Annotated in this window: 10 protein-coding genes and 1 pseudogene; 9 read left to right on the top strand and 2 right to left on the bottom strand. The window is 63.5% G+C overall.

The features are described from left to right. Positions 1-130: 130 nt before the first annotated feature. Positions 131-1,603 (bottom strand): sensor histidine kinase, encoded by a 1,473-nt coding sequence (locus tag KW838_RS29145; protein WP_218504362.1) that lies wholly within the window; start codon positions 1,601-1,603, stop codon positions 131-133. A 187-nt stretch (positions 1,604-1,790) separates the two neighbouring features. Continuing rightward, a pseudogene (locus KW838_RS30040) lies at positions 1,791-1,868 on the bottom strand (outer membrane lipoprotein carrier protein LolA); the annotation flags it as partial. Positions 1,869-1,937: 69 nt separating this feature from the next. On the opposite strand from KW838_RS30040, the gene KW838_RS29150 reads away from it, so the two are divergent. The 9 genes from KW838_RS29150 to feaR all read left to right on the top strand — a co-directional run bounded on the left by KW838_RS29150 (position 1,938) and on the right by feaR (position 9,826). After that, positions 1,938-3,095 (top strand): acyl-CoA dehydrogenase family protein, encoded by a 1,158-nt coding sequence (locus tag KW838_RS29150; protein WP_218504363.1) that lies wholly within the window; start codon positions 1,938-1,940, stop codon positions 3,093-3,095. 30 nt (positions 3,096-3,125) lie between these two features. Beyond that, positions 3,126-3,497 carry a hypothetical protein gene (locus tag KW838_RS29155; protein ID WP_007978123.1) on the top strand — a complete coding sequence of 124 codons (372 nt, stop codon included), beginning with the start codon at positions 3,126-3,128 and terminating at the stop codon, positions 3,495-3,497. A 3-nt stretch (positions 3,498-3,500) separates the two neighbouring features. Beyond that, entirely contained in the window at positions 3,501-3,986 is a 486-nt protein-coding gene (locus KW838_RS29160) for a nuclear transport factor 2 family protein (RefSeq protein WP_218504364.1), read from the top strand. Next, positions 3,983-5,107, top strand: coding sequence for an amidase (locus tag KW838_RS29165; RefSeq protein WP_218504365.1), 1,125 nt, complete (start codon positions 3,983-3,985; stop codon positions 5,105-5,107). Before KW838_RS29160 ends, KW838_RS29165 begins: the two co-directional genes overlap by 4 nt. Before the next feature lie 23 nt (positions 5,108-5,130). Beyond that, positions 5,131-6,414 carry a Rieske 2Fe-2S domain-containing protein gene (locus tag KW838_RS29170; RefSeq protein WP_102701674.1) on the top strand — a complete coding sequence of 428 codons (1,284 nt, stop codon included), beginning with the start codon at positions 5,131-5,133 and terminating at the stop codon, positions 6,412-6,414. After that, positions 6,411-6,911 (top strand): aromatic-ring-hydroxylating dioxygenase subunit beta, encoded by a 501-nt coding sequence (locus tag KW838_RS29175; protein ID WP_218479966.1) that lies wholly within the window; start codon positions 6,411-6,413, stop codon positions 6,909-6,911. Before KW838_RS29170 ends, KW838_RS29175 begins: the two co-directional genes overlap by 4 nt. Positions 6,912-6,921: 10 nt before the next feature. Beyond that, on the top strand, positions 6,922-7,662 hold the full coding sequence (locus KW838_RS29180) for an SDR family NAD(P)-dependent oxidoreductase (RefSeq protein WP_218504366.1): 741 nt from the start codon (positions 6,922-6,924) through the stop codon (positions 7,660-7,662). Between the two features lie 140 nt (positions 7,663-7,802). Continuing rightward, positions 7,803-8,753, top strand: coding sequence for a PDR/VanB family oxidoreductase (locus KW838_RS29185; RefSeq protein ID WP_218504367.1), 951 nt, complete (start codon positions 7,803-7,805; stop codon positions 8,751-8,753). Between the two features lie 152 nt (positions 8,754-8,905). Then, a complete protein-coding gene (gene feaR / locus KW838_RS29190) occupies positions 8,906-9,826 on the top strand; it encodes a transcriptional regulator FeaR (RefSeq protein ID WP_218504368.1) in 921 nt (306 codons plus the stop codon). Positions 9,827-10,022 lie beyond the last annotated feature (196 nt).

Raw genomic sequence — 10,022 nt, forward strand, 5'->3', positions numbered from 1 at the left:
CAACCATCGCCGTTGCCACTCTGCCTCGAACAACTTGCCGCCTGCGCTGTATGAGCAACAGGCGGCTTAATGCTCCTACAGAGCGGTTCAAAAAAAATGAACCACTACACCGCAGGCTGCGATCTTTGCTTTAAGCGAGGGGAAGGGAAAAGCTGAAGACCGCGCCGCACGGCGCCAGGTTTTGCGCCCAGATATCGCCCCGGTGGCGGCCGATGATGTTCTTGCACAGCGCCAGGCCAATGCCGTTGCCGCTGACTTTGGAAGAAAAAAAGCCGTCGAACAGCTTCTCCTGCGCCTGGGCCTGGATGCCACGGCCGCAGTCTTCGATTCGCACCAGCGCCACCTCGTTGTCGCGGCTGGCCTGGATACGCAACACGCGGCGTTCGGCCGGCAGGTCGGCCATTTCTTCGATGGCGTTGAAGGCCAGGTTGAGGATCACCTGGCCGATCAGCACCTTCTCGCAACTCACCATCAGCGGTTCGGGCGAGGCGATGATTTCCACGCGCACCCGGCTCGGATCGGCCCGCAGGCTGATGAAGTAGCGGGTTTCGCGCAGCAGCTCATTAAGGTCGACCCGCTGTTCGGATTGCTCCAGCTTGACCACGTAATCGCGCACGCTCTTGATGATCACCGAGGCATGCTCGATTTGCCGTACCGCGTTTTGCAAACCCCAGGCGACGTCCTGATCGGTTTCGCCGGCGTTGCCCAGGCGAATCATCGTGCCTTCGATGAAGTTGCGGGTGGCGGCCAAGGGTTGGCTCAGTTCGTGGGCGATGGCCACGGCCATTTCACCCATGGCGTTGTAGCGCGCCAGGTACTCGAGCTTCTGCTCGCTGACCCGCCGCGCCTCCTCGGCCTGGACCTGCTCGGTGACGTCGCGGAACAGCAGCAGATGGCCGACCAGATCATCCTCGATCTCGATGTAGCGGCAGGTCGCGTCATGCCAGCGCCACTCGCCATCGCGGCGCTGCACCTTGTAATGCACGTTGAACGGCGCGTGCTCCGGCGTTTCATGGGCAAACTGTTGCAGCAGGCGCTGGCTGGATGCGTCGTCGCACCAGGCCAGGAAGTTCTTGCCCATCAGCTGGTGCACTTCGCTGTTGAGCAGGTGCGCGCCGGAGTCGCTGATAAAACGGATATCACCTTCGGGGCCGAGCACCGCCACGCCTTCGGCCAGGTCCTGCATGAAAGCCTTGAGCCGGCTCTCGAACCGCTTGAGGTCGCGCTTGACCTTGTCCTCTTTGGAGATGTCGCGGAACTGCACCATCAACACGTCGCGACCGTCCAGGTGCACCAGGGTCGCCACCGCCTCGGAAAGAATCTCCACCCCTTGCTTGGAGCGATAGCACCACTCGATGGCGCGCTGCCCGGTGCGCGCCGCGCCTTCGAGCCAGCGCAAGCCGACCGAACGCCGGTACTTCGGCGCATCGCGGGTCATGTCCGGGGCCTTGAGCGGCGTCAGTTCCTCCAGGGTAAAGCCCAGCGCCGCCAGGGCAGCGGCGTTGGCCCAGAGAATCTCCTTGGTGTGCGCGTCATGAAGAATGATGCACAGCGGCATGGCTTCGATCAGGGCAAAAAAGTCGTTCGGTTTTGGAAGGTACATCGCACGGCCCTTGGCGGCAGAGATTTGCAGTATGGCGTTTTATACCTGCTCGCACAGCGCGATGCGCTCAGAGGTAACCGGCGTGGACCTAGGGGTTTTCTTTAGCGAGGGGGCTGCACGCACCAATAGTGGCGGGTGGATGCGGTTTTTACACTGGACTCCAATGCAAGGGCAACGACCCGACCCTTGTAGGAGCGAGCTTGCTCGCGATGAACCTGAGAGCGCCACGGGGTGCCAGGTTTCCAGCGTCATCGTTGACGACCATCGCGAGCAAGCTCGCTCCTACAAGGAGCGGTGGAGCCCTCTAACAATAATCAAAACGGAGAACTAGCCCATGCTGCGGCAACAAGACCCTGTGTCCGGCCCGGTCGTGCCAATGGTCGAGAGTCAGCTATTTGAGCAGGTGCTGGATGAGGTTCGCCAACGCCGCGAGGAATTCGACGCCGGCTCCCACGTGCCTCGGGACATGATCGAGCGCTTCAAGCAGGTGGGCATCTACCGCGCCGCCACGCCGAAATGCTACGGCGGCGACGCCCTGGCACCGGCGTTGTTCCTGCACATGATCGAACGCATCTCCGAAGCCGACGGCTCGGCGGGCTGGGTCGCCAGCTTCGGCAGCGCCGGTGTCTACCTGGCGGCCTTGCCACCGCAAACCCTGGCTGAAATCTACGCCGAGAGCCCGGACCTGGTGTTCGCCGGCGGGTTGTTCCCGTTGCAGCCAGCCGAGGCGGTGGAAGGCGGCTGGCAGGTCAACGGCACCTGGAAGTTCGCCAGCGGCAGCAAAGGCGCGGACCTGCTGGGTGTCGGCATCGGCGCCAGTGGGGCGGGCGGCAAACCGCGCACGGCGGTGTTCCCGGCCAGCCAGGTCGAGATCGTCGAGAACTGGGATGTGGTCGGCCTCAAGGGTACCGGCAGCCATGACCTGCGTGTCACCGACAAATTCGTCGAGGACCGCTGGACCTTCATCCGTGGCGGTGCCGCCACCATCGACGAACCGCTGTTCCGCTACCCGTCGATCGCCTACGCCGCGCAAGTGCTGGCGGTGGTCAACCTCGGCCTGGCCCGTGCAGCGCTGGACGAAATCAGCCGCATGGCCGGCGCTGGCGGCATTACCGGTGCGCCGAAAATGGCCGACCGCGCTTACGTGCGCATCGAGATCGCCAGGGCCGAAGCCAAGCTGATGGCCGCACGGGGGTTCTTCTACAACGCCACCGAACAGGTGTGGAACTCGATCCTGGCCGGCAACCCGGTCACGCCGGAGCAGACCAGCCTGCTGCGCCTGTCGGCGATCCATGTCTCCCAGGCGGGTGCCGAGGTGGTGCAGAGCGCCTACAGCCTGGCCGGGACCACCGCGATTTACCTGCGTCATCCGCTGCAACGCTACCTGCGTGACTCGATGGTGGTGACCCAGCACGCCTTCCTCAGCGAAGGGCTGTACGACGGCGCCGGCTCGGTGTTCCTCGGCGTGCCGCCGTTCCCGGGCTACATCTGATTTTTCATTACTTTTTCAAGGATCAACACCATGTCCCAAGCTACCCAGGAACCGTTGCGCGTCGTCTTCTGCATCGGCATCACCCAGAACTTTTTCGACCTGCCCACCGGCGAAGGCCTGAGCGTGTGGAAGGGCTTCAGCCAGATGATGGGCTCCCTCGGCGCCATGCCCGGCATCACCGTGCTCGGTGCCATGGACGACGACCGCCTGATGGTCGGCCCGTCGACCACCTCGCCCTGGACGGTGTACATCATGGCCGACGTCGACTGCCACCAGTCGGTGATCGACGCCTGCAACCTGTTTCGCACCACGCCGGTGGGTGAGTACAGCCTGTGGCGCTACGCCAAGGTGGAAGCGCGCATCGGTCGCCCGCTGACCATCCCTGACGCGGCCAGGGTGTAAGCCATGAACGAGGCCTTGCTGCAGCGTCTTCAGACGCTCGAAGGGGAAAGCGCGGTGCGCCGTTTGATGGCGCGCTACATGGACCTGTGCGATGTGCCGAGGGCTGTCACCCACGTCAGCGATCTGGCCCGGTTATTCACTGAGGATGCGATCTGGGAAGGCGTCGGCAGCCAGACCGCGCAGACCTTCGGCCAACACCGTGGACGCGAGGCCGTGGCCGCATTTGTCGGCGGTTACCTGCCGCCTTCGGACCACTTCCGACTGAACCTGCATTACCTCACCAGCGAGTCGATCGTGGTCGACGGTGATCGGGCGCAGGGGCAGTGGATCATGCAGCAGATCTCGACCTACGCCGATGGCCGCAGCGAGCTGTTCGGCACGCGGCTGAACATCGATTTCCGCTGCGTCGACGGCACTTGGCTGATCGCCCATTTCCGCACGCAACGGCTGTTCAACATGGAGCTCTTCACTTTGGGAGCGGGCACATGAGTACTTTCATCAGCGAATTCCTCCTCGGTGGCAACGGCAAGCGCGTGGCCATCAAGGACTCCATCGACATCGCCGGCCACCCGACCCGCTCGGGCAGCCGTGCCTTCGCCGATGCACCCGCTGCAACGAAAAACGCCGAAGTGGTCGACGCGATCCTCGACGCCGGCTGGCAGATCGTCGGCAAGACCAACCTGCATGAACTGGCCTTCGGCGTGACCGGCATCAACGACTGGACCGGCACACCGGTGAACCCGCAGGCGCCGGACCGGGTGCCGGGCGGTTCCTCCAGCGGTTCGGCCTCGGCGGTCGCCGCCGGCCTGGCAGACATCGCCATCGGCACCGACACCGGAGGTTCGGTGCGGGTGCCGGCAGCGTGCTGCGGTATCGCCGGGCTCAAGCCGACCTATGGCCGTGTCAGCCGCATCGGTGCGCATCCACTGGAATCCAGCCTCGATTGCGTCGGGCCGTTCGCCAGGACCATGGACGATCTGATCGCCGCCATGCAGGTGATTTGCCCAGGTTTTGACGTGCAGGGACTGCCCGCAGACGGCGCGAAAGTCGGCTTCCTCGACGTGGCCTGTGACGCGCATCTGCAAGCCAGTCTCGGTGCCGCGGCCGACCGTGCCGGCTGGCGTCGCAGCCACCTGCACCTGAGCGAATTCGAAGCCGCGTTCGCCGCCGGCCTGACCGTGATCAACTTTGAAAACTGGGCCGCGTTCGGTCATCTCACCGGCAAAGGCCTGATCGGCGCCGATGTCGAGACACGCCTGCTGGCGGCCAGCCGTACTACGCGTGAAGAGCTCGCAGAGGCAGAGGCCGTGCGTACGCGCTTCACGCAACAGGTGGATGCGGCGCTGGAAGACTTTGCCGTATTGCTGTTGCCGACGCTGCCGACCTTGCCGCCAACCCTCAGCGAAGCCCGCGCCGGCAGCAAGGCCGTGGCCGGCATGACCCCGCTGGTGCGGCCTTTCAACCTCAGCGGCCACCCGGCGCTGACGGTGCCGGTGGAACTCGATTGCGGCGGATTGAAAGTCGGCCTGCAAATCGTCGGCCGCAAAGGTCAGGACGAGCTGGTCTGCGCCTTTGGTGCGCAACTTCAAGCCTCTACAACCCAAATCTGAAAAGAAGCCATGAGGAGAACCGCATGAGCACTCATGAATACCGGCTGATCGCAACGTCGAAAAGCCCCGAAGACCTGGTCAGTCACGACCGCGTCGACGTCTCGCTGTACAACGACCCGGCGCTGTTCGAAGCCGAGCTGGAAAAGATTTTCTACCGCACCTGGGTGTGGGTGGCCCACGAAAGCGAAGTGCGCAACAGCGGCGACTTCAAGACCGCCACCATCGGCCGTCGCCCGGTGATCGTCGTGCGCGACAAGAAGAACACCATCAACGTGCTGGAAAACCGTTGCCGCCACCGCGGCGCCACCGTGTGCGAGAAGCACAAGGGCAACGCCACCGGTTTCACCTGCCCGTACCACAGCTGGTCCTATGGCCTGGACGGCAAGCTGCGGGCGCTGCCGTATCCGGACGGTTACGAAGGCATCCTGGAGAAGTCCGAGCTGCCGCTGACCAGCCTGCGCGTCGAAAGCTACGCCGGCATGGTCTTCGCCAGCTACAACGACGAGATCGAACCGCTGGAAGACTTCCTCGGCGGTGCCAGACACTGGATGGACCTGTTCATGAAGCAGGGCGCCGGCTACCCGATCAAGACCCAGGGTGAACACAAGTTCAGCTTCAAGGGCAACTGGAAGATCCAGCTGGAAAACACCACCGACGGTTATCACTTCCCGATCGTGCACAAGTCGTTCATGTCGTCGGTGGACGAAGAAACCTCGGAAATGCTCTCGTTCATGACCGACGAACAAGCCGTGACCCACTCCCTGGGCAACGGCCATAGCGTGATGGTGATGGTGCCGGAGCACGTCGACCTGGATCACGACGACGGCACCGAACAGTTGCAGGAGCGCTTCGCCCACGTCACCGAAGAGCTGTCGAAAACCCTGCCGGCCGATCAGGTCCGTCGCATCGTGCGTTCGCTGCACGGCGCCGGTTTCAACCTGAACCTGTTCCCCAACGTGGCGATGTCGATGTCGTTCTTCCGCGTGCTGCGTCCGGTGTCGGTCACCGAAACCGAGATCCGTCACGTGGCCCTCGGCATGGACGGCGGCCCGGAAATCGCCAACCGCGAACGCATGCGCATCCACGAACACTTCCAGGGCCCGTTCGGTTTCGGCAGCCCCGACGATGCCGAAGCCTGGGACCGCGTACAGCGCGGCTCGTATGCCGGCGTCGACGCACCGATCCTGGTCAACCGCGGCCTGAACCGCGAAATCACCGCTGAAAACGGCGACAAGGTCAGCCACGCCACCGACGAAGGCGGCATGCGCGGTGCCTACGACATGTGGAAAAGGATGATGAGCCAATGAGCAATCACGACACCCTGAACGGTTTTGCAGGTCCCCTGGCCCAGGCCATCGAATTCATCTGGCGCGAAGCCGAACTGCTCGACCACAAGAACTATGCCGAATGGGCGACCCTGTGGAGCGACAGCGGCAAGTACATCGTGCCGATCGACCCGGACACCGAGGATTTCGAAGCGACCCTCAACTACGCCTACGACGATGCACGCATGCGTGCCCTGCGCATCGAACGCCTGAGCGCCGGCTTCTCGCCGTCGGCGGTGGACGCGGCGAAAACCATTCGCACCGTCTCGCGTTTCCGTCTGGTGGAAGCGGCCGGTGACATCGTCGAAGTGAATTCCGCGCAGCTGCTGTACGCCTACAAGCGCGGCGTGCACACGCCATTCGTGGCCGAGCTGAACCACCGCATCCGCTTCACCGACGGCGTACCGACCCTGGAACGCAAGGTGGTGCGCCTGATCAACTCCACCGACAGCCTGAGCGCGCTCGGCTTCCTTTTGTGAGGGTACCCACATGAGTCGAGTAGCCCTCGTAACGGGTGCCTCGCGCGGGCTGGGCGAGTGCATCGCCCGCCGTCTGCACGCGGCAGGTTATCGCGTGGCCCTGGCGGATGTGCGCCTCGACGGCGTGCAGCAACTGGCTTTGCAACTCGATGGCAGCGGCGCCAGCGCCATGGCCATCGAGCTGGATGTGCGCAGCAAGGCCGACTTCCAGCGTGCCCGCGACCTGCTCGTCGGGCAGTGGGGCGGCACCGACATTCTGGTGAACAACGCCGGCGTGTCGAAAGTCGCGGCGCTGATGGACATCACGCCAGAAGAGTTCGACGAGTCGATGGCGATCAACCTGCGCGGCACCTTCGTGGCCTGCCAGGTGTTCGGTGCGCACTTTGCCGAGCGTGGCTTCGGGCGCATCGTCAACATCGCGTCGCTGGCCGGGCAGAACGGCGGTACCGCCACCGGCGCGCACTACGCGGCGGCCAAGGGCGGCGTGGCGACCCTGACCAAGGTTTTCGCCCGTGAACTGGCGCCGCAAGGGGTGACGGTCAACAGCATCTCGCCGGGTCCGCTGGACTTGCCGGTGGTGCGCGAAACCGTGGCGCCGGAGCGTCTGGAGCAGATCCTGAAAATGATCCCGGCCGGCACCCTCGGTGATCCAGCGTTCATCGCCGACAGCGTGTTGCTGCTGATCGCCGACAACGCCGCCTCCGTAACGGGCGCGTGCTGGGACATCAACGGCGGCTTGTTCATGCGCTAAACAGCACACCCCCCTGTAGGAGCTGCCGCAGGCTGCGATCTTTTGATCTTGATTTTATAAAACAAAATCAAAAGATCGCAGCCTGCGGCAGCTCCTACAGGGGGGTAGTTAAACTCAACCAAGTGTATTCAGGTGATGCAATGATGAAGGTGAAGATCGAAAGGATCGTCGACGAAGCGCTGGATATCCGCTCCTTTCGCCTCGTGCGCAGTGACGGCCAGCCGCTCGACACCTATGAACCGGGTGCCCACGTCGACCTGACCGGGCCGACCGGGGTGACCCGCCAGTATTCGCTGTGCAGCCCGCCGCAGGATCGCCGTGCCTACCTGGTGGCGGTGAAGAAAGAAGCGCAGTCGCGCGGCGGTTCGCTGGCGTTGCACGAGCAGGTCGAGGAGGGCATGGAGCTGGAAATGGGCGCGCCGCGCAACCTGTTCCGTCTCGATGAAAGTGCCAGTGAACACCTGCTGTTCGCCGCCGGTATCGGTGTCACGCCGCTGCTGAGCATGGCCTACAAGCTGGCGGAAAGCGGCCAGCCGTATCGCCTGCATTATTTCGCCCGTTCGGCGCAGTACGCCGCGTTTACCGAGCTGTTGGCGACCCGTTTTTCCGATCACGTGGAGTTTCACTACGGCGTGGAGCCCGCGGATCTCGACGCAGCGTTGAGTGAATGCCTGGAGCGTGCCGGCAGCGCCGCCCACGTCTACACCTGCGGCCCGGCACCCTTCATGAACACCGTGGTGGCAGTGGCTTCGCGCAGTCGCCCGGATGAGGCCATTCACCTCGAACACTTCGCGGCGGACCCGGCGGCCAACAGCGCCCCGGCCGGCGGTTTCGAAGTGGAGCTGGCCAGTTCCGGCGTGGTGCTGCACGTGCCGGCCGACGCCAGTCTGGTCGACGTGCTGCAGGCCCACGGTTGCGACATCGACACCGAATGCCGCGAAGGCATTTGCGGCACCTGCATCGTCGAGGTGCTGGACGGCGTACCGGAGCACCGCGACAACTGCCTGTCGAACAAGGAAAAGGCGTCCAACAAGCAGATCTGCGCCTGTGTGTCACGGGCGCTTTCCGCTCGTCTGGTATTGGACATTTAAGCCTCGGGAAGGCTGGAAAGCGTGCGCCGGAGCCTGTTGAATGGGCGCCCGGCGGCCGTCGAGGGAGGCGATGGCTACAGAAACAACGGTTTTGACGAACCGCTCGATGAAGCGGTCGAAAAATAACAACAAAAACGTGAGGCTTTGCGGACATGACTACAGCATCGACGGTGCGCAACGAGGCGTTCGAAAGTTGGTTGAGCCAGGTGAACCAGGCCTGTGGGCGTTTCGACGCGCGGGCACTGGACACTGATTTCTACGGCGAACTGGCGGAATTTCGCAGCGGTGCAATCAACCTCAGTGTGGTCGACATGGCGCATGTGCATTTGTATCGCACCAGCAAGGACGTCAGCACCAGCAGCGACGGCCACTACTACGCCGTGTTCCAGATGCGTGGCAGTTCACAGCTGGAGCAGGGCGACAACCGCGCGCAACTGGGCTGTGGCGACATCGCGCTGATCGACGCCAGCCGTCCGAGCGACATGACCTACCATGACGATTGCCGACAGCTGTCGCTGATTCTTCCGCGCCAGGTGGTCGAGCGTGGTTCGCATTTCAATGCCGTCAACTGCGCCACGCGCATCGCGGCCAGCAGTCCGCTGGCGGCGATGGCCAACAAGCTGGTGCTGGAGACTCGCCAGCAGGAAGGGCTGGACATGCAGGAAAGCGAGGCCGTGCTCGATGCCCTCGCCAGTTTGTTGTTGCCGGGTATCAGCGCCCGGGACAGCGCGGCCGATCCCCATGAGCGACAGTTCCGCAAGATCATCGCCTTCATCGACGCACATCTGAGCGACGAGGAACTGTGCCCCGAGTTGATCGCCCGTGAAGTCGGGATTTCCGTGCGCGGCCTGTACCGGATGTTCTCCAAGCGCGGGCTGGTGGTGGCGCAGTACATCAAGCATCGCCGCCTGGACTTCTGCGCCGAAAACCTGCGCCGCGCCGATGTCGAGCAGAAGCTGTCGGCGCTGTGTTATGCCTGGGGCTTCTCGGATTCGAGCTACTTCTCGTCGGCCTTCAAATCGCGCTTCGGCGTGTCACCGGGTGCTTATCGCAAGCGCTACAGCCACACCTGACACCCACCATCAATGTTGAATGTACCGGCCTCATCGCGAGCAAGCTCGCTCCCACAGTGGATCTGCGGTGAACACAAAGCCTGTGTACGGCCGGGATCAAAAAATGTGGGAGCGAGCTTGCTCGCGATGGCGTCGTGTCAGTCGCCTTCAATTTCGGATGTGCCGGCCTCATCGCGAGCAAGCCCGCTCCCACAGT

The sequence above is a fragment of the Pseudomonas sp. PDM27 genome, assembly GCF_019219205.1.
GTDB lineage: Bacteria > Pseudomonadota > Gammaproteobacteria > Pseudomonadales > Pseudomonadaceae > Aquipseudomonas > Aquipseudomonas laurylsulfatiphila.